This is a genomic window from Amycolatopsis sp. NPDC059657 (assembly GCF_042734395.1).
Lineage (GTDB): Bacteria > Actinomycetota > Actinomycetes > Mycobacteriales > Pseudonocardiaceae > Amycolatopsis.
Map to the genome: position 1 here is coordinate 62,283 of NZ_JBHWEB010000009.1, position 26,209 is coordinate 88,491.

The window sequence follows — 26,209 nt, forward strand, 5'->3', positions numbered from 1 at the left end:
TTCCCTCAGAGTTACGAATCGGCGTCGTGCATTCGGGTGACCGGGGGCACGCGGACCTAAAGTCCATCAGGGTTGATCAGGCGTGCAAGGGGGCCGGCAGGAAAGCTGAACTGTGAGAGCGAAAGTCGCATCAGCTCATTCCCTGGTCAGGTGGGTCTCGTATGGTCACGCATTTGCCGCATGGCCTCCAGAAGTTGCTGGAGGTCACGGTCGGCATGCCATGGCCTGAGGGGAGCGAGGACGATCTCTGGGATCTGGCTCGTGCCTGGAGTGCCTTCGCCGGCGAACTCTCCGCGCTCGGGGACGACCTCATCACCGAGGCGAACAATTACTCGCAGGTGATCCAGGGCACGACCGGTGACAGCATCCGTGACGTGCTCGCGACCGATCTCCATGACGGCGCGATCCAGTTGCAGGAGCAGGCCGAGGCCTACTCGAAGATGCTGAAGAACGTGGCTGCCGACATCCAGAAGACCAAGATCATGATCATCGTGATGCTCGGGATACTGGCTGGCACGATCGCCTCCCTGCTGGCCTCCCTGTTCGGCGCACTCGCGGTGCCCTCGGTCGTCGCGGCAGCCAGGCTGGGCATCGGAATCGCGTTGCGTGCACTGATGACCAGGCTGATGGAGGTCGGCCTGCTCACCATGACCCGTGAGCTCGCGATGAAGGCGTTCATCGGTGCGGTCGCGGGCGCCGGGTTCATGGTGGGCCTCGACGCCGGGATCCAGGGTGTGCAGATCGCGCAGGGGCATCGGCAAGGCATGGACACCACGTCACTGCGGGGCAGCGCCATCGGCGGTGCGATCGGGGGCGCACTCGGTGGCGTCGCGCAGGGACTCGTCGGTATCGCGGGCAAGGTCGGTCGCGACCTCTGGAGGGCGATGCCCCGCTCGGTCCGCGCCTTCGGGCCGCTCGGCAGCGCCTTCCTCCAGATTCCGGCCGCGGCACTGAGCAACCCGCTGATCAACGCCGCCACGCACAGCCCTGGCAGCGCGATGGAGGGAATCTTCGGCGCGCTGGACACCGGTGGCGGCCACTCCCACGCGCATGTTCCCGGCGGCACTGTGAAGCCACTGGCGCCGCTGCGCGGCGTGGACCTGAGCGGCATTACCACGATCGCCGGGCGCAACCCCCTGCCTGTTAAGGGCGCGAACGGCACACCGGTCGGGACCGCTTTCAGCACGAACCCGCCTCCATTAACCACTGTGGACAAGCCCGTTGTGGACACCGGTGGTCGTCAAGGGAGTACGCCGCATCTCACTGTCGAAAGTGGACGCTCGGCCGGTGGGCATGGGACGCCCGAGCAGACCGGCCTCAGCACGAACGGGCGCGCCACCACCGGCGAGCCGACGGCGGTTCCCGGCGAGAGGGTGGTGTCTGGTGGTGGGGTTCGGCCTGCTGGGGGCGCGAAGACCGGCAAGTCGGTGGTGCCTGGCGGCCGCACCGGTACCGGGACGCCTGCGGCCGGTCGGGGTGGGGATGTCCGAACAGGTGGTGAGCCGCGCGGTGTCGCCGGGTCCGGCCATGGCGGCAAGTCTTCGCTGCCTGCCGAAAGTGGCCAGGGAGGTACTGGGTCCCGCGTCGCCGTGCCGGATGCCGGGCGCGGTGCCGATGCAACAGCGGCTTCCGCGGTCCGCGGCGACGGGGGCCTGCGGGTTCCGGTGGCAGGCGGGCCGTCGCGGCTGGTCGCCGAAGGTGGGGCGCCGAGTGTGCCCGCTGAGGGTGGGAGCGGCGCCGTGAAGGCACCGGAGCCCGTGTCGGAAGGAAACAGCGCCATCGAGCGGTCGCAGCCTGTGGCCGGTGGTGGCCGAGGCGGCGAGACGACCGGAGCCGGAGACCGCACCGGCGTCGCCCATCCGGCCGCGGGTGGCAAAACGGTCGGATCGATGGCCACGACCGGCAGCGGACCCCGCGGAACCGAGAGCTCGGTCGAGGTCGGGGGGCCGTCCAACGCGGCGAGTGACCGGCCGGTCGTCGACGAGACGTCCGGCCGTTCGGCGCGGGGCGGCGAATCGGTCGAGCAGGCGCGGCCGAAGGAAATCACGTTGTCCCGCTTCCTGGGAGAAACTGAAGTCCCTGGCGGGCTGACCACCCAGTACGGCAAGCCCGTCGGACTGCCGTTGAGCCATGACGACGCGGGAGGTGCCGCTTTCCAGCGCCGAGCCGAAGGTTCGGGTAACGAAGCCCAGCAGGTTCCGGCGGCAGTGCTCGGCCACCGCGGGCCAGTCGTCGCCACCCCTCTCGCGCGGGTGCCTGCCGAAGGCGGTCGGCTCACGGCCGACGTGGCCGATGGCCGGAAACCGGCGGTGGACGCCGAAGTCTTCACCAAGGTACGCACTGCCGCGCTGTCCATGCGGGACCCCAGCGGCGGCCGGGACCTGGTGGCGACATCCACGGCGGGCAGCTTCGGCACCGCGCTCGATCGTTCGTTCGGTGACGGCGCCGCTCGCCCCGAGCCCGGGTCACGTCTTGCGGCCGACCCGATCCCGCTGGACGGCACTTCGCTCCGGATGTCCAGCGCGGGGACGCCTGACGTCGGCGACCTGGTGCGTCGGGAGCCCGCCGCCGACAGCGGGACCCGGCGTCAGGCGACGGTGCCCGATTCCGGTTCGGACCGGATCCGGTTGGCAGGCCAGGTAGGCGGCCAGCGGTTCAAGTTCTTCGCCGACGAGGTCAGCCACGCGCCGCTGGAGCGGGGCGGCCGGGTGGTGGGCGTGACGTTCACCGCGGGCCGTGGCCGCGACGGCGCCCTCGAGTGGGCGGCCGCGCCCGGCAGCGGGGAGCGGACCGCGCTGGTGCCTGCCGGGCACGACAGCTTACCTGCGGCACGTCAGGCGGGAGTGGTCACCGAGCGGCGGTCTCCGTGGCCCCACAACGTGTTCTTCATCAACGCGCACGCGATACCGCGGCGCGTCGCCGTCACGCTGGAGAACGGGACGGAGGTGGGGATCAGCGGGGGCGCACTGGCCTATATCGCCGCGCAGCTGCCGGTGTTCCGAGCCGCGGTCAAGGAGGACAGGCCTGCGGCGTTCGTGTTGCTGTCCTGCGCCGCGGGCGCCGTCGCGGACGGGGTCGCGCAGATGTTCCAGCAGACGCTGGGCCAGTCGTTCAAGTACGACCGGCCGGTGATCGCCCCGACCGGCCCGCTCGACCTCGTCACTGGGGGAGAGCACGCCGGGACGACCGCGGTACTGGGTGGCGGGGTGTGGCGGATGTTCACGACAGGCCCGGCGCCGCTGCTCGGCCTGCACTCCGGCAAACTGCGCTTCTTCCGGCCAGAGGACATCAAGGGTCCCGAGCCGCTGGTCGACGGTGAGCGGGTCGTGGGCATCACCTATCGGGCGGAGGCCGAACCGCCGGGCGCGTTCGACCGTGACCGGGGCACCTTGTTCGTGGCCGCGGATGGCACCCGCGATTCGTTCGGTGTCACGCACGTCAGCGGCCGCAGGCTGGCCTTGGACGGTGAGGTGTTCGCGCAGCTCGTGGGCGCTTCGGAGCTGTTCCGGCGTGCCGTGCGCGGCGCGGGCTCGATCACCCTGCTGGCCGATTCGGCAGGCGCGCTGCGCCGGCCGGGCGGCGCGGCCACTGATTTCCAGCGTGCGCTGGCGGCGGCCGGACACGACCGTCCGGTCTTCGCGCCGGTCGGCGTGGTGACGGGAGACGGCCGATGGCACCGTTTCGCGTCAGGGGCGCGGGAGGCGCCTTCGCGGCCGGTCCGTGCCTTCGACCTGGTGGGCATGGCGGACGGCAGGGAGCGGCGGTTCTCGTTGACCGACGTCGACGTCGCGCCGCTGGAGCGGGACGGCCGGGTGGTCGGCGTGACGTTCGCCTCCGGTGAGCTCCGGGACTTCGCGCGCCGCTGGGCCGCCCAGCCAGGGGACCGGAACCTGACCTCGCTGGCATCGTCCGGGCATGACGAGTTTGTGTCGGCACGCCAGGCGGGCGCGGTCACCGTCCGGTGGGCTCCCTGGCCGGACAACGCGTTCTTCGTCACCGGTCACGCGGATTCGGGCCGTTTCCCAGTCCAGCTGAGGGACGGCGCCCGGGTAGCGGTCGACGGTGAGGTACTGGCCGGGGTACTCGGGCAGCTGCCGGTGTTCCAGAGCGCGGTCCGTGAGCACCGGCCGGACGCCTTCGTGCTGGTCGCGTGTGCGACCGGCGCGACCGAACGCGGGGCCGCGCACCGGTTCCAGCGGACGCTGGCCGAACGGTTCGGGGGCGACTACGACCGCCCGGTCGTCGCACCGAGCACCGCGGTGCAGGCCGTCATCTCCCCGGACGTGGCAACGATGGTGACGCAGGGTGGCAGGTGGCGGATGTTCACCACCGGTCCGGTGCCACTGCTCGGGGTCGACGAGACGAACCGGGCACGGTACGTCAGTGCCGCGGAGATCGCCGGCCGCCCGTTGTCCGCGGGCGGACGCCTGCTGGGGATCACCTACCGGGCAGACGGCGAGGGGGCCCAGCCGGCGGGCGGCGCCGCCGGCAGGTTCTTCGTGGCGGCGGACGGACGGCCCGATTCGTTCGGCGTCCTCACCACAGCGGGGCGCAAGTTGTTCCTCGACGGTGACGCGTTCGCCAGGCTGGTGCGCGAGTCGGCGCCGTTCCGCAGGTTCCAGGAGGAAACCGGGACGGCACCGGTCGTGCTGCTGGCCGATTCGGCCGGAGCGGCGGGCAGGCCGGGCGGCGCGGGCTGGGACTTCCGCAACGCGTTCGGGCATGGGGAGGTCTTCGCGCCGGTCGAGACGGTGACCGCCGATCGATGGCGCGTCCTGCGTTCGGGGACGCTGAGCCCGCCTGTCGACGGAGATCTGCCGAGGCCGCAGCCAGGCCCTGCCGAGTCACGGTCGTTCCCCGCCGACTCCGGCGATCAGGGCGCTCGATTGGCGAAGTGGTTCGACGAGGCGGATCGGCGGCATGCGGCGGCAGACGGGCCGCGCGAGGGTTCGCTGGCGAAGTGGTTCGACGAGGCAGACCAGCGGCACGCGGCCGCCGACGCGCCGCGCGAGCGTTCGGCCGACTGGCAGGAGCAGGCGCGGCAGAACGCGGCGGAAGCCGCCGAGCGGGCGAGGGCGACCGCGAGCGAGGCCGCCGAGCGGATGCGCCAGGGCGCGGTGGCAGCCGCCGAGCGGATGCACCAGCGTGCGACGGGACAGACCGGTGAAGCCGGGGCGCACTCCGGAGCTGCCGCGCCGGAGTCCCGGCCCGATCCGTCCCCGCCGGAGTTGTACGGCCCGGCGGGCCCCGCCGAGCGTGTTCATCGTGCCCGGATCGACCGGCCTCAGGTGGAAGGCGACGTCGACGGCGCCGGGCTGCGCGCCGCGATCACCACCCTGCTCGGCACGAAGGACGGCCTGCGCAAGCTGGTGGACCACGCGTTCTCCGACGACAACCTGAAGAAGGACTTCGACAGGGCGCTCGAAGGCGGGATGGTCGTCGATCTCGGTGCGAGCGGCAAGGGCGGGCAGGTCACGATCGAAGCGGTGGCGCTGAGTGCGCCGCGCGAGCCGTCGAAGGCCACCGCCTCGGTCTCGCGTGAAAACGGTGGCGGAGCGGTCAGGCAACGCCTGCAGACCGTCCGCGGCGCGGTGACTACCGAGCCGAGGGCTATCCGGGTGCCGATGCCGTTCGTGATGTTCGCCGCGAAGGTGGCCGGCCTGGTCAACATGCGCGGCTCCGAGCTGCGCTCGACGACCACGCGCGAGGTGAAGACCAAGGTCGCCGAATCCGATGTCGAGACCACGACCGCCCAGCACGACGTCACCTACCGGATCACCGTGCGGAAGCCGGGGCGGCACTGGTGGAGCAAGCCGGTGGTCCAGGTCGGCTATCACGACGTCAAGACCGGGCTGGCCTGGCCGGAGCGCACGCCCGCCGTGACGGCCGATGACGCGGTCAAGGTCGCTCCGGTGCTCCCGCACGCCGTTGAGTACATCGAGTTTTCCGGGCTGGGCCAGGTCTATCGGGCCGTCACGAGTGCGCTGGACACCGTGTCGGCGACCGATCCGGAGATCCGGCGGTTCCGCGGCTGGCTTGATCGGCTGCCCGCCAGCGGGCGCGCGCTGTTCAGTGGTGAGCCGGTGCGGGAGTCATTCGAGTTCGGCGGGAGCAAACCGGTCGAGGTCGTCGTCGCGATCGCGGCCAAGGACACCGAACAACTGGCGGATGTGCGGGGTTCGGTGACCCACACGCGGAAGCTCGGTGTCGAGAACCTGGTGACCCAGTCGTACACGCGCCGCTGGGGTGCGGGCCTCACGATCGGTTTCGGCGACTTCATCCATCAGCTCGGTGGCTATGCCGGCTTCGTCGGCTCGACCTACCGCAACACCAAGACCGGCACCGTCCGCTCCGATGAGCATGGCCACGAGCTGACCAGGGTGTACGACGGACAGCTCGCCAAACAGCGGGTCGAGCTCGGCTACGTGGTGCGCGCCGGCGACAAACCGTCCGTCGTCGTGCCCGGTACGGCGACGGTGTGGACCAGGCCCGGCGAACCCGCACCACGCGCCGAGACCGAGCCTGCCGCGACACCCGTGTCGAAGGATCCGGCCGGTGCGGACCGGTTCGCGCTGCCCGACCGGGTCGACGCCCGCTTCCGCCTGCCCGAAGCGGTCGTCGCCGACATCGTGGGCAGGGTGCTGCACCGGCTGGAAGCGACCGGGCGGGTCAGGGCGAAGGACCTGGCACGGCTCAACGAACGGCTACGGGCTTTCCTCGCCGAGCGCGCCAGGGAGGTGGTCCAGGGCGGCGACGGGGTGCGGTTCCCGCTCAGTGCCTGGCACAAGGGCGCCCCTGATGTGTTCGTGCGCGGCGTGCTCCAGCCGGAAAAGGCGCGCTACCTCGGAGTCGCGGAGTCGGAAACCTTGGGCGGCAAGGTGTCGCTCGGCCACACGCACATCGTGGAGGTCTCCAAGGGCGTCGACCGTTCGCGCGGCCTGGTGGGCAACGTCTACAAGAGCAAGCCGGCCAGCACGGTGCTGAACCTTCAGGTCACTCGCGAACAGAACTATCGCGACACCGGGAAGTCGGAGCAGCACGTCGGCATCGAGAAGTCGCTGAAATCGGCGGAACCGGTGCACCGGTTCGACTATCCGGCGGAGTTCGAAGTGCGTACGGGCGGCCGCTGGTCGGCGCCCGGCGAGCTGCTGCACTGGCGCGACGGCGGTGAAACCAGCGGTTACCCGGTGGCCAAGATCGACGGCAGGGTCGAGCTGGCGGCCACGAACCGCGGTGGGGACGTCTTCGACGCCGGTGCCCGAGCGCGCCGCGAGGAGGAGACCGCGAACTGGCACGATGACGCCACCCGACCTGGCCTGCGCGCCGGGAGCCTGCCGCCGGGATTCGCGCTGGAATCACTCAAGCCGGTGCCCGACCTGCTCGGCACCGTCACGGCGATGTTGGACGCCCCGGCAGGCACCCGCTGGCACGATTGGCTGTCGACGTCCGCCGTGGGATCACGGCCGCCGGAGATCGACCAGCACAAGGGCAGACCGATCTTCGAACGTGAGGCAGGCGAGCCGGACGAGCGCAATGTGGCACTGGACGAGCTGGAGAACTTCGCCGCCCCGACGGCACGGACCGCCCAGTTCGAGCGCGTCGCGCTGTTCCAGGACACCGTTCGGCTGAAGAGCCACAACCAGCCTGGCCTGCTCGGCAGCAGGGAGCTCGTCGCCAGGGTCGACCTGTCCGCGCGGCTGGGGAACCCGCGTCTCATCGCCCGCGACGAGACGCACACCTTCCAGCATTCCGGAAAGGCGCGCACCACCAGGGAAGCCAAGGCGGAGACCGGGGCTGGTGTCAAAGCCAGGTTGACCCTGCTGGAGGTCAAGCCGGTCAACCGGGTGCTGGCGGGTGGCGCGGAGCTGGCCATCGGCGTGGGTCACACGCACACCGACGGGGTCATCAAGATCGACAGCGCGACGGTCACCGCACGCGGCGACCGGGTCGAGCGCGGCTACCTCGTCGGGTTCGACGCCACCTACGAGGTGCGGACCTCCGCTCGTCGTGACTGGGGTGACGTGGTGGGGTTGTGGCACCACGGCACCACGCGCGACAAAGCGAAGTGGATCCACCTGCCGGACGCGGTGAAGATCTGGGTGCCTGCCGGCGAGGTGCACCGGGTTGGCGAGCTGACCGCCTCCGACGTGGCGAAGCTGGCGGCGACCGAGGCCGAGCGTTACCGCGGCGAGCGCGTGGACCCGGTCGAGCCGGCAGGCGCGCCCGAGCTCGCGGAGCACGCCGTGCCGACGGGGGAGGTCCGGGCTCCTGGCAACGTGGGCCGTGGCGCCGGAACTGTGCAGCTTTACCGGCTGGAGGCAGGCACCGAACTCGTGCATCAGGTGGAGGAACGGCTGAAAGCCTGGGCGGACGAGCACCGGGGGCCTGGGGTGGTCGCCCACGAGGCACACGTCAAATCCGCCGGGACACTGCCGCGGTCGCCCTTCGATCCGATCAACGACCGGCTGGTGTACGACGTGCTGGGGCCGACGCTCACCGGCGCGGTCGCCGACTCCGCGCTGAGGGAGATGCTGACCGGCGGCCGGTCGATCTTCATCGAGGGCGAGACGGCGTTCGGCAAGGTCGAGCAGCTGGTCGTGCTGCGGGCCGAGCCCGGCGAAGGCCGTTACCACCGCACGATCACGGAGGACACGGGGTCGGCGGAGGTCGAGACGATCCAGGCGGCGGGCACCACCGATCAGCACCGCTGGGCGCTGGACGTCGGGCTGAGCGCCGTCAGCTCGCTGAGCGCCGAGCACCGTCCTGGCAGCCTGCTGCTCGCGGGGCTGGCCGCCACGCGCCGGTTGACCGCCACGACCGAGGTCACCCACGAGCGCAAGGACACCGTGACCGCGGCGCATTCCGGCGAAGCCGTCCAGTTCGTGCACGACCTGCGGGTCACCATGGAGGTGTATCCGTACGCCAGGCGCGGGCACTACAGCAAACACCTGCCGGCCTGGTTCCCGACACCGGGCCCGCGCGCGGTCGGCGCGCTGTGGCGCAGCGAGTTCGAGCTGCCGGGTGCGATCCGGTCGACGGTGCCGAAGGAAGACACCATCCCGCTCGACGGGGGGCCTCAGCGGCCGATCGAACATGTCGCCGATTCGCTACGGGACTGGCAGCGGCTCACCGGCAGGCAGCCGGGCCTGGCCGCGGACGCGGTGGTGCACGTCCGTTCCTTCGCCGCGCCCGGGCTGCACGCCGCGCTGAACGCGCTGGCCACCGGCGCCGACGGCCGTCCCGCGCTGCGGCCACGTGCGGGATACCAGCTGCGCAGTGCCACCGAGTCGGCACCACTGCGTGCGAACGTGCGTGAACTGCTCTCGGCGGAGGGATACGTGATCCCGGTGGCCGGTGACGCGATGTCCTATGTCCGCCTCACGGCCGATCTCGTCGACCGGGAACTGGTCCGGGTACTCGGCGGCGCGCCACTGAAGCTGGACGTGAACGACACGCGGACGGCCAAGCTGACCAGCGACCTCAAGGGGGAGCTGGGTTTTTCCTCCACTCTCGACATCAGGGCGCTCAACGCGGGAACGGAACGAGGCCGTCCGGCCGTCATGATCAGCGACACCACCGTCCCGATCGTGCCGCTGGCCGACTACAACACCACTTCGCTGAGCACCAGGCGGACCGAACCGGCGCGTGAGGTGGACGGTGAACAGCGGTATCTGGTGCGGGTGACCCCGCTCTGGGGGCTGCGGCCGGTCTACCGGGCCAAGAACGCGCCTGCCGAGTGGGCCTCGGCGGTGCGGACCGGGCCGGACGAGCCGATCCTGATCGAACTGGATCGACGCGGCCTGGAGTCACTGGGACTGCACGATCCAGGCTTGCCCACTCCGCACGTGGCGAGCACGCCGGCCCGGCGGAGTTCGAGCGAGGACGTGCCTACCTCGTTGGCGGACTTCGCGTTCCGGCGGACGTACGGCCGTCTCCGCTCGGACAACAGCTGGCCGGGCTGGGCGTTCTCGAGATCGTTCGCGTCGCGCGGGTTCGGACAGGAATTCCGGAGCGACGTCGAGGTGCCCAGGCCGGTGCAGGCGGTGCCAGGCGGGCTGTTCGGGCTGACCGCCACCGGCGAGCTGCGCTCGTTCGGCGCCGAGGAGGTGCAGGTTCACCCACTGACCAAACGCGGGCGCACGATCGGCATGACCTTCCTGCAGGGCGAAAGCCTTCACTTCGACGTCAGGTGGGCGAAGGGCGTCATCCCCGGCAAGGAGTTCACGCGCTACTTCGCGCCGGGTACGGCGCCGTTCTACGACCGGGCCCGGGGACGTGGCGTACAGCGCGGCGCCGCGCCGTGGCCGAAGAACTCGTTCTACATCAGCACCCACGGTGCGCCGGGATCCTTCATGGCGACCCTCACCGACGGCACCACTGTGCGGGTCCCCGGATCGAGCTTCGCGCGGGCCGTGGCCGCCGCGGCGCCGTTCCGAGCGGGCGTGACCGCCGGCGATCGGCGCGCGATCGTGCTTCTGGTCTGCCTGGCAGGCGCAGACTCCCGTCGCGGTGGGGCCGCGTACGACTTCCAGCACACCCTCGAGGCGGAGTTCGGGCACCGGCAGCCGGTGGTCGCCGCGACGCGGGTGGTCGACCTGGCGTACGACGTGGGCACGGTGCTGAAGCACTCGGTGGCACAGCGGCTCAAGAGCATGGTGACGGGTAGCCTGCCGCTCGCGCACGCCGCGATCACCGGGATACGTGAGGGTGGTCGTTGGAAGGTGTTCTCGGCAGGCTCCGCCGGGTTGCTGGGTGTCGATGCCGCCGACGTCACGAGGTACTTCACCGCGTCGGAGGTCCGATCGGTGGCGCTGACCGATGGCGGCCGCACGGTCGGCGTGTCGTTTCAGGCCGAGGTGGCTCACGAGCGCTCGGCCTATGGCGGGGAGGTGCCGTGGCCTCGGCGATCCTTCCTGGTGGACGTCCAGTCGGCCGGTGGCGAGTTCCGGCTCCAGCTGCGGGACGGCAGCAGGGTGAAAGTGGGCGGCGCCGGTCTGGCCAAGGTCGTGCTGCAGTCCGTGGCGTTTCACGCGGCGGGAGCCGTGGGCCAGCCGGTGTCGATGCTGCTGCTGGCCCGGTCGGAGGCCGGCCAGGCACCGGCTTCCTCGGCCGCGCCGGAAGATTTCCGGGAGACACTCAGCGAGACGTTCGGCTTCGACCGGCCGGTGTTCGCGCCGAAAGCGGTGCTACCGCGGCCAGGCGACGCGCTGAGCGTGACGGGATGGCGCGAGGTCACGGTTTCCCGCGTGCGCGAGGCCTGGACTGCCAGGCAGGTTGATTCCTCCCTCGGTGTCCGGAGTGCGCTCCCAGCCGAGCTGGCAGGCTGGCACGAGTTCTCTTCGGCTGATGTCGAGTTCGGTGTGGTGCACAGGGACAACAGGCCTGTGGGGGTTGCGGCGATCACACCGTCGCGTCTCGGTGTTACCGCCGCCGGGGTGAGCCTCAAGGACTTCCTGACCCCGAGCGGGGCCTGACCGGGTTGAAGCGCTCAGGGTGACATGTTCGACGGTCACCGGAAACCGTGGATTTTGACGACCTCCGACACGTCGGTGCGCCGCACCACGGAAAGCGGGCCCAGTCCGGACAACGCCTCGATCACCTCCTCGCGCAGGCACGGCTTGGCCGAGGGCGCGGTGACCAGGCCGACCGTGGCGGCGCCGGTGAGCCAACCCGGCCGGATCTCTCCGGTGTTCGTGAGGCGGTGGGTCTCGGCGCCGCTGGCGGCGGCCTGGTCCGCCAGCTCCCGTGTGCTGGCCGGCCCCGCGGCGCCCAGCACGAGGACCACCTCACAGACGGCCGCCACGGCGCGCACCGTGCCGAGGTGATCCGATGCCGCGTAACAGAGTCCGTCGGGATGTTGGCCGCGCAGGCCGGGGAAGCGGGCGCGGAGCGCGCCGACCAGCTCCAGCACGTCCTCGACGGGGACACCGCCGCTGATCAGGTAGGAAACCCGGGCCGGGTCGACTCGCAAGGCCTCGATGTCCCGCGGCGACTCGACCAGCACGGTGGCGCCGGGTGCTTCGCCCGCGAGTGCGGAGACCGCGGCATGCCCGGCTTTGCCGATGATCAAGACCGTGTCACCGCGGTCGGCGAACCGCCGCACGTCGGCGAGCATGGCGTCCACCAGCGGGCAGGTGGTGTCGACGATGCCGAGCCCGCGGTCCGCGACTTCCACACGCAAGCTCGTCGGAACGCCCGACGGCGGGAAAACGACCGTGCCGCCGGGTGGCACAGCGGCGAGTTCGCCGACCACGGTCACCGCGTCGAGGCCGCTCGACTCGAGCGGCCCACCTTCGATGACGTACGCCTCGCCCGGGAGGTCTTCCACCATCCGGCTCGCTCGTCTCGCACCGGAGCAGACCGGGTTCGTGACGGCTACCAGCAGGCGCCGGGTACGCCAGACCGCCGACCACGATTCGATCGCCTCTTCGGCGGCCGCCAGCGCCACGGGGTCTTTCGCGCTGGCGGACGCCGCGATGCCGACCGCCTCGCCCGCCATGTCGAGGTACGAAGCGGTGAACAGCACCGCGTCGCCGGAATGGTGTATCGGCAGGAAAGACTCAGTGGTCCGATGTCCGCGCCTGCGCAGGCTGCCGATCACCAGCGGTGCGGCGGAACAGCGCACCGGCCCGCGTACCGGGTGGTCGAACCAGCCGACCCTGACCTCGCCTGATGGAACGCCGCGGGTCAGGAAGCGGCGCCGCTCCACAGATCGGTTCATCGAAGGTCCTGCATTGTGCAATTTGCCGTCATGGTGACTAATCGTAATCGGCAAAGCCGGAACTTGATCATGGTCGAGGCCAGAACAACGCCAGTGGATGACTTGTGTGCCCGAGGGGTGTAGCGGTCGATTACCGTTAGGCCTCATGGTGAAGCGCCGTCGCTCTGTGGAGTAACGCGCGGACTGCCGGAGACTTCTGGTGCGGCCGCATTCGGGCACGGAGTGTGACCATGGCGGTCCTGACCCGTCCACTGTGGACGCTCGGGTAGGTGTCGAGGAAGCTGTTCCAGGCATCGGCCGCCTCTTCGACCCGGCCGCGGTCGAGCTGGAACTCGGCCAGGCCCGCCTGGGTGATGGCGCGCGCACGGGGTTCGGCCGCTGACCGGTGGCGGATCGACTCTCGCAGTGCCGCGATGGCGCCATCGGAATCCCCGGCGCTCGCGAGCACCGCCGAGCGCTGGTGCGCCAGTGACGCGTAGTGGTACGCGCCCACGGACGCGGACTCGTTCGGCATGATGTCGAGCTGGCGTTCCGCCGAGCCGAGTTCGGCGGCGGCTCGGCGATGGTCTCCCACGCCGGCCGAAGTGACGGCGAGCTGGCCGAGCAGGAACGCCTTCGTGGGTGCGGGCACCTTCGACGCGGCAGTCTCCACCGCGCTCTGCGCGAGGCGCGCGGCCTGGCCATGGTGCCCGAGAGCGTGTGCCTGGACGCTCATCGAACGCAGTGCGATCGCGTAAACCCCGGGGTCCTCCGCTTCGGCCGACAAGCGCAGCGCGGTCCGGTAGTACCGCTGGGCCGCACCGTGCAGCTCATCGTCGAAACACAGGAAGCCGAACAAGTAGGTCAATTCGGCTGCCACGGAAAGGAGTCTCTGCCGCAGCTCGGCGGTGGCCGTGTTCGCGCGCAGCCATGGCGCGATCGTTCCCGCCAGATATTCCGCCAGTGAATCCCGGACCAGGCTCGCCCCGAGAGCTCGTTCCGACTCGGAGAACAACCTCAGCGCCGCTGCCGCCGCTTCGATCTCGGTGGTGCCCAGTCGCAACGGATATCGCCGCGCCTGGCGCACTGCTTCCACGGGCGCCGCCATTTCGGGTAAGTCGGGCACGGTCAGCAAGCCCAGGCTGTAGACCGTGTACCGGAGCAGATCACGCCGGGTCGCGGCGCGGCCGAGGCCGGCGAGCTGGCTTACCACGGTGTTCTCCTTTTCGTGGTCCGGTCCGCCCGGCGTTCTCGCCCGGTGGAATCCCGCGTCGGACGGCGTGATCGGCCGCCCGAGCGTGCGAGACAACGCCTCGGTCACCAACCTCGGCACGGGCTCCCGCGGTTGGCCACCTGCCAGCCATTGGGCGCTGGAGGCTCGGCGGTACTTCACGCGTAGGCCCGTTTCGGCGGCGATCGTGTTGACACCGCGAGCCAGGTCGCCGCCTGTCCAGCCTGCTTCGGCGAGCAACGCGCGTAGCCGGTCGTTGGGCGAGCGCGAGCATTCCATTGAATCCCTCATTTCAGGTGAGACCGTCGGCGTAAGGGTCAATGTGTCAAGTCCGCCTCGAAGTTAGACGGCGGTGACCCTGCATGGGCATTGGCAGCGTCGCCGAAAAGGAGCCTACTTAGGGATGTACCCCTTCAGCAGAAGGCAAACGAGTGAGCCGACGCTCTCCCGCTCCGCCTTCGGCGTTCACCTGCACGTGAATCTGCACGGCCGACCGAGTGGAGTGAAACCATGCGAGCGGACGGAAAGTCACCGAACACCGTGCTGTTGGGCGGGCCCAGCGCGATAGCCGCACCTCAGCGGCTGCGCACGCTGGACGCCGCACAACGGAAATTCAAGCTCTGCCGCGGAAACCGATACGAACATTTCGTGGCCACTGACGAGACCGCGGAGGTCGGTGACCAGTTGCTGCATGTCTTTCGGTGGACGGAATTCACTCAAGTGGCCGAGTAAGGAGGAATCTTGTCGATGGTAAGTGATTTGTTCGGTCTGGCCGGGAAAACCGCGTTGGTGACCGGTGCTTCACGGGGAATAGGACGGGCGATCGCGCTGGGTTACGCCGAAGCGGGCGCCGATGTCGCCTTGCTCGCCCGCAGCACCTGCGCACTCGAGAAGCTCGCCGCGGAAATCGAAGAACTGGGCCGCCGCGCGGTGATTCTCACCTGCGACGTCGCCGATCGAGATCAGGTGCACCGGGCGGTCACCACGGCGCTCGCCGAGTTCGGCCGGATCGACATCCTGGTCAACAACGCCGGCGGTTTCGAATGGGCAGGCCCCTTCCTCGACCTCGAACCAGGCGACTGGGCGAAGGTGCTGCGTCTCAACTTCGACTCCGTGGTCAACCTGTGTCAGGAACTGGGTGCCCACTTCACCGACCGTGGCAGCGGCGCGGTGGTGAACGTGTCGTCCATCGCCGGGATGGCCGGCGTACCGATGATGTCGCCCTACGCCGCGTCGAAGGCGGCGATCCTTTCTCTCACCAGGACGCTCGCCGCGGAATGGGCGTCGACGGGCGTGCGGGTCAACGCGCTGACGCCCGGCTGGATCAGCACCGATCTGACGAAGACCTTCTCGGCGAACCCGCAGGCCTCGGACGGCCTGCTGAGCGCTGTTCCGGCGGGCCGGTGGGGCAGGCCGGAAGACGTGGTCGGCGCCGCGATCTTCCTTGCCAGTGATGCCTCCCGGCTGGTGACCGGCGCCAGCCTGGTCGCGGATGGCGGCGCCACCGCCTATGTGGGCGGCCCGACGATGCTCCAGCTGCTCGGCCTCGGCCGGATCCCTTCCTGAAATTCACTTTCCCAGCAAAGGAGAAGTACATGAGTGACCGCTCTGTCTTTCTGTTCCCCGGCCTTGGTGCCTATTCCAGCAATGTGTTGCGCGAGGCTCGCCGGTCCTACCCGCTGGTCGGTGAGCTGTTCGCGGAGATCGACGCCACTGCCGCCGAATACGGGGTACCGCCGGTTTCGGACGTGCTTTTCGGGCCGCGTGAGGCCTCGATCAAGGAACTGCTCGAAAATCAGGCGGAACTACTACAGCTGGCTATTTTCGGAGCTTCGGTGGCGACCCATCGAATCCTGGTCCAAGAAGGCGCGGACCCCTTCCTGCTGGTGGGACACAGCTTCGGTGAAATGGCGGCGCTCGTCTGTGCGGGCGCGTTCGATCTCGCCGACGGCGTACGGCTGGTGTGCGCGCGGACGGAGGCGCTGCGGCCGTGGGAAGGGCTCGGCGCGATGGCCGCGATCGGCGCGAACGAGGCTGTCGTCAAGCACCTGATCGGCTTGGTCGAGGAACCCGATCTGGTGATCGGTTGCGCCAATGCTCCGCAACAGACGGTGATCTCCGGGGATACGGCGGCCATCATGCGGGCAGGGGAGGCCGCCGAAGCACTGGGCTTCTTCTTCGCCAGGCTGAACCTGCCGTACGCCTCGCACCATCCGTCTATGCAAGCGGCGGTCGGCGACTTCATGGAGCTCATGAAACCGGTACGCCAGCGGCCATTGCGCCGTCCCGTGCTGTCACCTATCCACGGCCGCCGCTATCACGACGGAGACGACCTGAAGCAGGCGCTGGCCGACTGCCTCGTGCTGCCTGTCCACTTCACCGACACCGTCCGCACCCTGCACGCGCAAGGTTGCAAGAAGTTCGTGGAGACAGGCGCGCTCAACGCGCTGACCCGCTGTGTGCAGGCCACTGTGCCGAAGGTGCAGACCTTCGCGCCGCTGCTGGACCCGGCGGCGGAGACCGCTCAGCTGCGAGCGGCGGCCGAAGCACTGCGCGCGAGGACGACGGCCAAGCGGGTGGTCACCCTCACCGTTCCCGCGGCGCCACCGGAAGCGGCGGTGGTCGCGCCGGTATCGGTGCCGCTGCCGGTGCCTGTGAAAGCGGATGCCATCCCGGCGGCCAGGGTGGAAGAAGACGTCATCCAGCAGGCCGCGACGGTCTCGCACAACGGTGACGCGCGTCAGTCCGTGCTCGCTCGGCTGCGGGCCCTGTACGCCGACGCACTCGAGTACCCGGCCGACATCCTGACCGAAAACGCCGCGCTCGAAGCGGAGCTCGGCGTCGACTCACTCAAGCAGACTTCACTGCTGACCAAGGTCATCGAGGAGTTCAGGCTGCCGGACGAGCCCGGCGGCCTCCGGGTGTGGGAACTCGCCAACCTGGGCAAGATCGCCGACCACATCCTCTCCTCGGCTCAGGGAGCGCTCCGTTGACGGGAGAGTTCGCCGGGCGGGTCGTACTGGTCACCGGCGGCGTCAGGGGGCTCGGCAAGGAGATCAGCCGGGCCTTCGCGACCCGCGGCGCCCATGTCATCGTCAACTACTTCCACGCCACGACCGAGGCGCCGCGGGTACTCGAGGAACTGAGTGCGCTGGGATCGGCCGAGCTGCTGCGCGGCTCGGTGGCCGACCGCCGCCAGGTCGAGGCGCTCTTCGACGCGGTCGAGCGGCGGCACGGGAAGCTGGACGTGCTGGTGAACAACGCCGCGGCGGGCGCGCTGCTGCCCTTGGACGAGCTGGACGAGTCGCATTGGCAACGCGCGCTGGACACCAACCTGCGCGGCAGCCTCTGGTGCTCGCGGCTGGCGGCGAAGCTGATGGCGGGCTCCCGCGACCCGGCGATCGTCAACCTGTCGTCGGTCGGCAGCTCGCTGGTGATCAGCGACTATGCCACGGTCGGCACCTCGAAGGCCGCGGTCGAGGCGCTGACCCGGTACCTGGCCGTGGAGTTCGCCGCGGCGGGCATCCGGGTCAACACCGCCTCCGGCGGCCTGATCGACGGCACGGTCGCCACCATGTTCCCGCACGCGGCCGAGCTCGCCCAGCGGGTCCGGGAGGCGACCCCGCTGGGGCACCGGCTGGGCTCCGAGCGGGAACTGGCCGAGCTGGTGGTGTTCCTCGCCTCCCGGTCGGCTTCGTGGATCACCGGCCAGACCGTCGTCGCGGACGGCGGGTTGTCACTCGGTTCGGTGATGCTCTCGCCGAAAGCGGAACCGTCCACTTCGGACGAGCCTGCCGAGGATCCGGACGCGATCGCCGTCGTCGGCATGGGCGTGGTCACCCCTGGCGCCAACAATCCCGAGGAGCTCTGGCGGACGCTCAACCGCCGAGAGCACGTCTTCACCGAACCCGCCCTGTACGACATCGACTCGTTCCACTCCGTGGACCCGTCGGCCGAGGACCGGACCTACACGCGGCACTCCGGGTTCATCACCGGCTTCACCCCGCATCCGCGGCTACAGGCGGAACTCGACGACGGGACCGTGCCCAGCCGTGAATCCACCACGCTGTGGTTGCGGCACAGCCTGTTCACTGCGCTGGAGGGCGTCGGGACCCAGCGCGGCGACAAGTTCTTCGCCGCGTTCGGATACACCGCCGACGGCAGCCAGGAACTGGAAGAACGGCTGGTCCTGTCGGGCTATCTGGCCAGGACCGACGCCGACGTGGCCGAGAAGCTGCGCGCCAGGTACGACAGGCTCGGCGGCTCCGCCTACGAGTACCTGCCCCATCGTGTCGGCCGCAACGCGGTCCAGGACGTGCTGCCCGCCAACACCGAGCTCGTCATGGTCGACACCGCCTGCTCGTCCGCGCTGTACGGAGTGGACCTTGGCGTCAAGGCGTTGCGGGACGGCACGGCGGACGTGGCGGTCTGCGGTGGCGCTTTCGCTTACAGCGCGCGGAATCTGGTGCTGTTCTCGAAGCTGCACGGGTTGTCTCGCTCCGGCGAGGTGCGCTCGTTCGACGCCGATGCCAACGGAGTGCTGTTCTCCGACGGCGCCGGTGTGGTGGTGCTGAAACGGCTAAGCAAGGCCCGCGAGGACGGCGACACCGTTCTCGGCATCATCGAAGGTGTCGGGCTTTCGTGTGATGGCAAGGGGAAAGCCATCTACGCGCCCAACTCCGCCGGGCAGGCGATTGCCTTGAGACGTGCCTACGCGAAGAGCGGCGCGGACCCTGCGTCGGTTGGCTGGGTGATTGCACACGCGACCGGGACACAGGCAGGGGACACCGCCGAAGTCACCAGCCTGCGAGAGGTGGCGGGCGATGGCGCGGCGGCGCTGTTGTCGTCGAATAAGCCGATCATCGGGCACACCGGGTGGACGGCCGGGCTGGTTTCGCTTATCCACGGGCTGCTGGGCCTGCGGCACAACGAGGTCCCGGCGCAGCGCTATCTGCGCAAGCCCATCGCGGCGCTGGACCGCACCCGCTTCACCCCGCCGATGACGGCCAGTGCACTGCCGCCGGGACCACCGCGGAGGGTCGCCGTCTCGTCATTCGGGTTCGGCGGCACCAACGCCCATCTCCTGCTCACCGATCAGCCGGGCGACACCTCGATCGCGGAGACAACGGATGAGGACATCGTGGTCGTCGGCTGGGCGACCGACCTGCCGGGCATGAGCGACTGGGAAGCCGTCGCACGGTGGCTTCGCGGGCAGGGACCGGCGCCGGCGGAGAGCTTTGGTGTCGACTATCCGATGCCCGAGTTCAGCGAGGTCCGGCTGCCACCGGCGACGCTGCGCAACATGGACCGCGGCCAAATCATGCTGATGCGCGCGGCTGCCCGGCTCGACAGCGCGGTGCTGGCCGCCTGCGCCCAGCTGCACGACACCACTGGCATCGTCGTCGGCCATATGGGACCGACGCGGCGCGCGGTGCACTACGCGCTCCGTTGCTACCTCGGCGACCTGCGGAGCTACCTCGGCGACCAGTTCGACGACGGGCTGGCCGACGCCGTGCGCGCGCTCGTCCCGCCCAGCACCGAGGACGCCTTCCCCGGCATCATGCCGAACATCATCCCGGCCCGTCTCGCCGCCCAAGCCGACTATCACGGGCTCAACGTCACGGTCGACACCGGACCGGACTCCGGGCTCGACGCGTTGCGCACCGCGGAACGCTACCTGCGCCACGGTGATCTCGACCTGGCGCTGGTGGCCGGGGTCAACGGAAACAGCACGCCCGAACTCGCCGAGGTCGTCGGCGGTGACCGCGCGCTCGCCGAGGGCGCGTTCCTCACCGTGCTCACTCGCGCGTCGGTGGCTCAGGAACATGGCCTGCCCGTTCTCGCCAGGATCAGCACGACCCGCGTGACAGTGGATGCGACTGCGCTCCCTGATCGGCGGCTGCCCGAGGGGCGGACCTATCTCGGCGCCGACCCGATCGTCGCGCTACTGGCGCTGCTATCCGGAAAGGAGTCGGGCAGTGTCTCCGGGACGCAGGGCACCCGGGTCGAGGTCACGGGTCCGTCCACTGTGGAGCGTTATGCGCGCGAGCTGAATCCCGTCGTGCCACGGGAGGTACGGCCGGAGATACCGGCGATACCGGACAACGCGCTCGTCATCGTGCCGGATGCCGCGACGCTCACCCAGGCTTTGCTGCCGCCGACGGCGAGAGTGGTCATCATGCCCCCGGCCGGTCCCGCGCCAGTGCCGTCCGCGCTGGCCGGGCTGCTGCCCGACGGCGACGTCCCGCACGTCCGGGTGCTCGCGCGGCTGACCGATGACACCGACCGCCTGCACCTGCTCCACGACCTGGCCTACCTGGCCGCCGCGCGGTGGACCGGGACCGTCGGATCGTCTTTCGCGGTACTGCTCACCGACGCGGTGCGCGCGGGCGTTCCCAGGCCTGAGACGGGACTCTTCACCGGACTCGTCAAGAGCATGGCCAGGGAAGCGCCCGACGGCCTGAGCTTCGCGGTGCTCACCGAAGCCGCGAGCTTGCGTGACGGGCTGACGACACTGGCCGGTGAGTCACGCAACCACCTCGAACTCTCCGCCGTTGTCCACAGTGGAGGGAAACGGCTCGAGCACACGCTGGTCTCGGCGCCGATGGTGGCAGGACCGATGCCGATCGGGAAGCACAGCGTCGTGGTCGCCGCGGGCGGTGGGCGCGGCCTCACCGCCGAAGTGCTCACCGCACTCGCCGAACACGCCAGACCGACCATCTACCTGCTCGGCCGTCAGTCACCCAGCGAGGACGGCGACCCGGGGCCACGAGCCGACTTCCTGGCCGCGCGGCTGCGGGAAGATCCGGTGCGCTCGGTGACCGAACTGTCCGCGGAGTACGACAAACGCCGGGCAGCGGCGGCGGTACGGCTGACGATGAACCGGCTGAGCGCGCACTGCGGTGAAGGCCGGGTCAAGCATCTGGCCTGCGATCTCACCGACGCCGGTGCGGTCAAGGCCGCCATCGACCACATCCACGACTGGCATGATCGGGTCGACCTGCTGATCAACGCGGCGGGCGTGCACCACGGCGGCACCGTGCGCGCCACGCCACTGGCCGACGCTCGCCGGGTCAGGGACACGAAGCTGCTGGCCTACCGGAACCTGCGTGCGGCTTTCGACGGCAGGGCGCCGGGGATCTGGCACAACTTCGGCTCGCTGCTCGCCGTACTGGGCTGGCAGGGCGAAGCGGACTACTGCTCCGGCAACGACTTCCTCAACGCGGCAGCGGACAGTGGTGACAGCACCGAACGCACGATCGCCTGGGCGTTGTGGGACGAGGCCGGGTTCGCCGCCGAACCCCTCACCCGTGACCTGTTGCGCCGTCGCGGTGAGCTCACCGGACTGTCCACAGAGGAGGGTAAGCGGCTCTACCTCGCCGAGCTGGCGTCACCGGGACAAAGCAAGGTCGTCACCTTTCTGGGCGAGGCGGAGAGTCGCCTGCTGAAGGGGACGCCGTGGCTCGGCCCGAAATCCGGTTCCACGGATCTACAGTGGACACCCGAACAGGTGCGCGACGGTTACCTGGGACATCATCTGCTGAAAGGTGTTCCGACCCTGCCTGGCGCGCTCATCGCCGAGCTGGCCGTGCGAGCCGCGGGAGACGGTGTGCCCGTCGCACTGCGCGACGCCAAGTTCTACTTCCCGGTCACTTCGAACCGGGCCTGCCACCTGCGGGTGCGGGACGGCAAGGTCGAGGTGCTCAGCGACCTCGCCGGGCCCGACGGCCAGGTCTTCCGGCACGACCTGCTCAACGCCGAAATCGGCGTGACGTTCGCAGGCCGCAGGCCAGAGCCTGTCAAAGAACCGCTACCGCCATCAGGCGGCGAACCGTTCGTGCCTGCCTACTACTCACCGGGCGGGCTGGTCGAGCTGAGCGGTCCCTTCGCTTCGCTCGGCGAAGTCCGGGTGGGGCAGGGGTGGATGACCGCCCACTTCGCTCCTCGGCTCGGTCGCTGGTCCGGCGTCTTCGCCACGCTGACCATCCCGGCGTTGCTGCTGGACGCGTTGCTCCAGCTGACATTGCTGACCCGCCAGCACGGCGAACGGCCGCCCGCGCCCGTCGCGATCGACAGGGTGGACGTGCTGACCGAGCACAACGACGTCGCGCTGACCGGGAAGTACGGCGACCGGATCGTCCTGTCGGCCACCAGGGACACAGCCACCGCGCAAGCACCCGACGGAACCGTCCTGCTGCGGGTGCACGGGGTCATGGCCAGCACCGAAGCACCGCGTAAAGCGGAGATGGAGACGCGATGACACTGTCCACAGTGGTCCATGAGAACGAGGACGAAGCCGCGCGCAAGGAACTCGCGGTGCTCTTTTCGCACGAATTGTTCTACCGCCGTGAGGGCCTTACCCATACTGAACGATGCCGACTCACCTACGAGCGGATCCGCTTCCTCAGCGACCACCTGCCCTCGGCTTCCACGTTGCTGAAAGACCCTCGAGCACTGCTGACACTGCTCGAGACCGCGGCCGTGGTCAGCCCACCCGTGTTCCTGGCGCTGACCATCCACTACTGCCTCGCCGTCGGCGCGATCAAGGAGTTCGGCACCGGCCGCGACGACCTCGCACGGTACCTCGGCGAAGTCGACTCCATGGCTTCGATCGGCACGCTGGTGGTCACCGAGATCGGGCATGGCAACAGCCATGCGGCCATCCGCACCGAGGCCCGCTACGACCAGGCGACCCGGGAGTTCGTGTTGCACACGCCCGACGCCGGCGCCCGGAAGTTCATGTCCAACAACGCATTGCCGGGTGTCGCCAAGGTCGGTGTGGTGTACGCACGGCTGATCGTCGGGGAAGACGACCACGGCGTCTTCGGCTTCGTCGTCCGGCTGCGCGACGAAACGGGCGTGACAGCTGGGGTGCGGATCCGGCCGCTGCCGGAAACCCCCTTCCTCGAGCTGGACTACGCGTCGATCGAGTTCGACGGCGCACGGCTGCCGAAACACCGCTGGCTCCGTGACCGCGCGACACTCGACAACGACGGCACCTTCCACGATCCGCTCGGTGACACCGCGGCGCGGCTGCAGCGCTCGCTCACCGTGCGGGAGAACGCCTGGGTGGCTTCGGCGGCGGGGCTGGCGGCCGTCAGCCGGGCGGCAGTGGCCATCGCCATCCGCCACGCCGGTCACCGGATCAGCCGTTCGAGGGTCTCCGCGGAGCGGCCGGTCCTCGAATTCCGCACCCAGCAACGCGCGCTGTTCGGCGCGCTCGCCGCCGCCTACGCCAGCACCTGTCTGGTCAACCGGGCCAAGCGGGCGTGGATCGCCACCATGACCGGCTCCACGGAGGAGCACGGCATCTTCGCGCTGGGGCGGACGCTGGGGCTGGTCAAGGCGGCGGCGTGCTGGACAGCCGAGCGGGTCACCACCGAGTGCGGGTTGCGCGCCGGCGCGCACGGGATGTTCACCGCCAACCGGCTGGTGGAGTACCAAGGCTTCGCTCACCTGCTCAATCCCGCGGCGGGCGACAGTCACCTGATCGCGCTCGAAGCGGGCCGCGCGCTGGCGGCGGGGGAGCAGTACCGGCCACCCGAAGCCGGGAAACCGAGCGCGCGGGAACTCACCGATCCACGGCTGTGGACCGAGCTCGCCGAGGCCAGGGAGCGGCTGCTCCACGCTCGGCTCACCGAGGAACTCGGCCGCGCGCACCGGCGTGGGCAGCCACCGTTCGACGCGTGGAACAACCGGCTGCCGCTCGCTCTCGAGCTCGCTCGAGTGCACGCCGACCGGTTGGAGCTGGCCTGCTTCACCGACGCCGTCACCACCGACGCCACCTTGGAACCGCTCATCGCTTTGTACGCGTTGGAAAGGGTGGAGCGCGATATCGGCTTCCATCTCGCGGAGAATTTGCTCACGGTGGAACAGGCCCGCGCCATCCCGGCCTTGCTCAACGCGTGCTGCGAAAAACTCACCTACTCCGTACACGACCTGGTCAACGCCTTCGAACTGCCGCCAGAGCTGCTGCGGGCTCCGATAGACGCGGAGGACTACCCGACTGAGTACCCGTAAGCGCGAATCGCGCTGTCGCCCTACTGAGTGCCCGCGTGCGCTCAGTAGGGCAAGATACGACTTGGGTAGCGGGTTCTGACGGCGATGGGAGGTGGCGCATGCCGGCTAGCCGTAAGCGGAAGCGGCGTGACGGAACCACGGTGACCTATCGTGCGCGGACGCAGGCACTCGGCCGGGGCGGCACAGCGGACGCCGCCGGTTCCGACCCGGAGCCGGAACCCGAATGGGGTGACGTGGAATGGCAGCTCGGGCAGGAGTCGTTCGCGTCGGTGGTGGGCAGCAGCGCTCATCAGGAGAAGAACGAAGACGCGGTTTTCCGGCTGGTCAACGAGGTGCGGGCGAAGGCCGACCTGCGGCGGCTGCGCGTCGACCCGAAACTGCGCACAGCGGCCAGGGCACATAGCAAGGACATGGCGCGACGTGATTTCTGCGCGCACGATAACCCCGATGGGGTGACCCCGGCCGAGCGAATGCTGTCAGCGGGTTACTCCGCGCCCGGAGCCGAGAACGTCGCGCGCGGCCAAGCGACCCCTCGTATCGTGATGGACGCTTGGATGAACAGTCCGGGGCATCGGGCGAATCTGCTGAATCCCCACTTCACCGCCATCGGGATCGGGGTCGTCTTCGTCGCGCGCAACGGGCCGTGCTGGACCCAGAATTTCGGGTATTGAGGAGCGGATTCCGCAGTACGCGGAGAAACTCACCGTTCGAACAAAATCACCGTTTTGCTGCTTTTGTGCGACGTCGCCACCTCATTACCCTGGCTGTCAGGAGTGGTTGACCCAATCGTGCGAAAGAGAAGGAATCCATGGCGCAGAAGGTCTTTGTTCAGCTGGCCGATGACATCGATGGCGGCGAAGCCGACCAGACGGTCCTGTTCGGACTGGACGGCGTGGAGTACGAGATCGATCTTTCCGACGCGAATGCGAGCGAATTGCGTGACGGGCTGGCGCAGTTCGTCTCCGCCGGCCGTCGGGTCGGTGGCCGGAAGCTGCGAGCCGTCTCGGACACGAGTCGGAGCATGACGACAGCGGAACGTGAGAGGTCCCAGGCCATTCGCGCGTGGGCGGTGGCCAACGGGTACCGGATCGCGGACCGGGGTCGTATCTCCGCGCGAGTCACGGCCGCGTTCGCGGCGGCGTCGAGGCCCTGATCGGCGGGCTGCGCAATTCCGGGAATCGCTTCCGAGAAGCGCGGAAAGGATTCATTTGTTCGCGGTCGGCGTCGGCGTCCGAAGTAGACTCGGTCAGACGTAGAACAGCGGCCCGCATCGGGTGGATCCGTGACGTTCTCCACGCGTCATCGAGGAGCAGGCCATGGCCTCAGCGAATTGCGAGCCGCAGGTCCATGTGATCGCCGGGCCTGAGGGAACGGGCAGATCGACGGCGGCCGGGGAGTTCGCGCGGGCGACCGGTGCGCCGGTCGTCGTCGCGGACCGCACGCAGTGCTACCTCGACATCGCGGTGACGAGCGCCCGGCCGCAAGGCGACGCGGTCACCCGCTATTTCCTGGCCGCCCGGCAGGTGCGCGATGGTGAATTCCCGGCCGAGGTGGCCACAAGCGCGTTGCTCCACCAGATCGAGGTGCTGGCCGGTGAAAATCCCTTGGTGCTGGTGGAAGTTTCCTCCGTCTCGTTGACGCGCGGGCTCGCCGAATGCCGCGCGAGCTTGCCCTTCCGGTTCACCTCGCAGGTGCTGACCATCGATGACCCGGCGGCACACGTCCTGCACCTGCGAGCCCGTGCGTTGCGCATGCTGACCGCGGGCATGCTCGACGAGTTCGCCTTGGCCTGGCGGGCCATCGGGCAGAGACCGTTCGTCAGCTCGATCAGCGGTCTCGACGCGCTGGTCCGCTGGTGCGAAGAGGCGTCGGTGAATCCCGAAGACCTGGCCTCGTTGCCACGGGACGCGAACCTGCTCATGGACATCGCCGACTGGGTCGCCCAGGCCCACCTCGAGCGCGGGATAGCGCAGGAGGCGGCCTTCTCGTCGCTTTCCGATGAACAACACGCGGTAAATCACACCGATTAGTGTCGGAGGTGTCTCATGTCGGACGAACGGATCCGGAAGGCGGCCACGCGGGGATTCGCCCCGGCGAACAGCTGGGTGGTGCTGGGCGCGGGAACGGCGGCCGTGCTGACCAAGGCAGGAGTGCTCCTGCTGCCCGAAAAGACTCGTGAGTGTTGCCGACGGTACTAACCGGCGGCCGCACGCCCCACCCCCAATAGCCCGGCGGGGGGGGGGGGGGGGGGAGTGGGT

General features: G+C 69.5%; 12 protein-coding genes. 10 read left to right on the forward strand and 2 right to left on the reverse strand.

Going from position 1 to position 26,209, the window contains the following annotated elements:
• Positions 1 to 161: 161 nt before the first annotated feature.
• The gene (locus ACFV15_RS07505; protein ID WP_378349352.1) at positions 162 to 11,474 is read left to right on the forward strand and encodes a hypothetical protein; all 11,313 of its coding nucleotides are present in this window, start codon (positions 162 to 164) and stop codon (positions 11,472 to 11,474) included.
• Between the two features lie 35 nt (positions 11,475 to 11,509).
• Here ACFV15_RS07505 and ACFV15_RS07510 read toward each other — a convergent pair whose 3' ends face one another.
• Positions 11,510 to 12,721: a 4-hydroxy-3-methylbut-2-enyl diphosphate reductase gene (locus tag ACFV15_RS07510; RefSeq protein ID WP_378349354.1), complete on the reverse strand. Its 1,212-nt coding sequence runs from the start codon at positions 12,719 to 12,721 to the stop codon at positions 11,510 to 11,512.
• Positions 12,722 to 12,857: 136 nt separating this feature from the next.
• Positions 12,858 to 14,210 carry a hypothetical protein gene (locus ACFV15_RS07515; protein ID WP_378349356.1) on the reverse strand — a complete coding sequence of 451 codons (1,353 nt, stop codon included), beginning with the start codon at positions 14,208 to 14,210 and terminating at the stop codon, positions 12,858 to 12,860.
• Positions 14,211 to 14,441: 231 nt separating this feature from the next.
• Here ACFV15_RS07515 and ACFV15_RS07520 point away from each other — a divergent pair, with 231 nt between their 5' ends.
• The 9 genes from ACFV15_RS07520 to ACFV15_RS07560 all read left to right on the forward strand — a co-directional run bounded on the left by ACFV15_RS07520 (position 14,442) and on the right by ACFV15_RS07560 (position 26,149).
• A complete protein-coding gene (locus ACFV15_RS07520; protein WP_378349357.1) occupies positions 14,442 to 14,663 on the forward strand; it encodes a DUF5988 family protein in 222 nt (73 codons plus the stop codon).
• A 15-nt stretch (positions 14,664 to 14,678) separates the two neighbouring features.
• Entirely contained in the window at positions 14,679 to 15,497 is an 819-nt protein-coding gene (locus ACFV15_RS07525) for an SDR family NAD(P)-dependent oxidoreductase (protein ID WP_378349359.1), read from the forward strand.
• 29 nt (positions 15,498 to 15,526) lie between these two features.
• Positions 15,527 to 16,924 carry an acyltransferase domain-containing protein gene (locus ACFV15_RS07530; RefSeq protein ID WP_378349361.1) on the forward strand — a complete coding sequence of 466 codons (1,398 nt, stop codon included), beginning with the start codon at positions 15,527 to 15,529 and terminating at the stop codon, positions 16,922 to 16,924.
• Positions 16,921 to 22,191 carry an SDR family oxidoreductase gene (locus ACFV15_RS07535; RefSeq protein WP_378349362.1) on the forward strand — a complete coding sequence of 1,757 codons (5,271 nt, stop codon included), beginning with the start codon at positions 16,921 to 16,923 and terminating at the stop codon, positions 22,189 to 22,191. Before ACFV15_RS07530 ends, ACFV15_RS07535 begins: the two co-directional genes overlap by 4 nt.
• Positions 22,188 to 23,951, forward strand: a complete 1,764-nt coding sequence (locus ACFV15_RS07540) for an acyl-CoA dehydrogenase (RefSeq protein ID WP_378349364.1) — start codon at positions 22,188 to 22,190, stop codon at positions 23,949 to 23,951. Before ACFV15_RS07535 ends, ACFV15_RS07540 begins: the two co-directional genes overlap by 4 nt.
• A 98-nt stretch (positions 23,952 to 24,049) precedes the next feature.
• Positions 24,050 to 24,622: a CAP domain-containing protein gene (locus ACFV15_RS07545; RefSeq protein WP_378349366.1), complete on the forward strand. Its 573-nt coding sequence runs from the start codon at positions 24,050 to 24,052 to the stop codon at positions 24,620 to 24,622.
• 137 nt (positions 24,623 to 24,759) lie between these two features.
• The gene (locus tag ACFV15_RS07550; RefSeq protein ID WP_378349367.1) at positions 24,760 to 25,104 is read left to right on the forward strand and encodes an Lsr2 family protein; all 345 of its coding nucleotides are present in this window, start codon (positions 24,760 to 24,762) and stop codon (positions 25,102 to 25,104) included.
• A 163-nt stretch (positions 25,105 to 25,267) separates the two neighbouring features.
• Complete coding sequence (locus ACFV15_RS07555; protein WP_378349369.1) at positions 25,268 to 25,981, forward strand: isopentenyl transferase family protein; 714 nt, start codon at positions 25,268 to 25,270, stop codon at positions 25,979 to 25,981.
• A 15-nt stretch (positions 25,982 to 25,996) separates the two neighbouring features.
• On the forward strand, positions 25,997 to 26,149 hold the full coding sequence (locus ACFV15_RS07560; RefSeq protein WP_378349371.1) for a hypothetical protein: 153 nt from the start codon (positions 25,997 to 25,999) through the stop codon (positions 26,147 to 26,149).
• Positions 26,150 to 26,209: the final 60 nt, after the last annotated feature.

Coding starts and splice junctions, on each gene's coding strand:
- ACFV15_RS07505 (WP_378349352.1), top strand. CDS start 162: ATGGTCACGCATTTGCCGCATGGCCTCCAGAAGTTGCTGGAGGTCACG.
- ACFV15_RS07510 (WP_378349354.1), bottom strand. CDS start 12,721: ATGAACCGATCTGTGGAGCGGCGCCGCTTCCTGACCCGCGGCGTTCCA.
- ACFV15_RS07515 (WP_378349356.1), bottom strand. CDS start 14,210: ATGGAATGCTCGCGCTCGCCCAACGACCGGCTACGCGCGTTGCTCGCC.
- ACFV15_RS07520 (WP_378349357.1), top strand. CDS start 14,442: ATGCGAGCGGACGGAAAGTCACCGAACACCGTGCTGTTGGGCGGGCCC.
- ACFV15_RS07525 (WP_378349359.1), top strand. CDS start 14,679: ATGGTAAGTGATTTGTTCGGTCTGGCCGGGAAAACCGCGTTGGTGACC.
- ACFV15_RS07530 (WP_378349361.1), top strand. CDS start 15,527: ATGAGTGACCGCTCTGTCTTTCTGTTCCCCGGCCTTGGTGCCTATTCC.
- ACFV15_RS07540 (WP_378349364.1), top strand. CDS start 22,188: ATGACACTGTCCACAGTGGTCCATGAGAACGAGGACGAAGCCGCGCGC.
- ACFV15_RS07545 (WP_378349366.1), top strand. CDS start 24,050: ATGCCGGCTAGCCGTAAGCGGAAGCGGCGTGACGGAACCACGGTGACC.
- ACFV15_RS07550 (WP_378349367.1), top strand. CDS start 24,760: ATGGCGCAGAAGGTCTTTGTTCAGCTGGCCGATGACATCGATGGCGGC.
- ACFV15_RS07555 (WP_378349369.1), top strand. CDS start 25,268: ATGGCCTCAGCGAATTGCGAGCCGCAGGTCCATGTGATCGCCGGGCCT.
- ACFV15_RS07560 (WP_378349371.1), top strand. CDS start 25,997: ATGTCGGACGAACGGATCCGGAAGGCGGCCACGCGGGGATTCGCCCCG.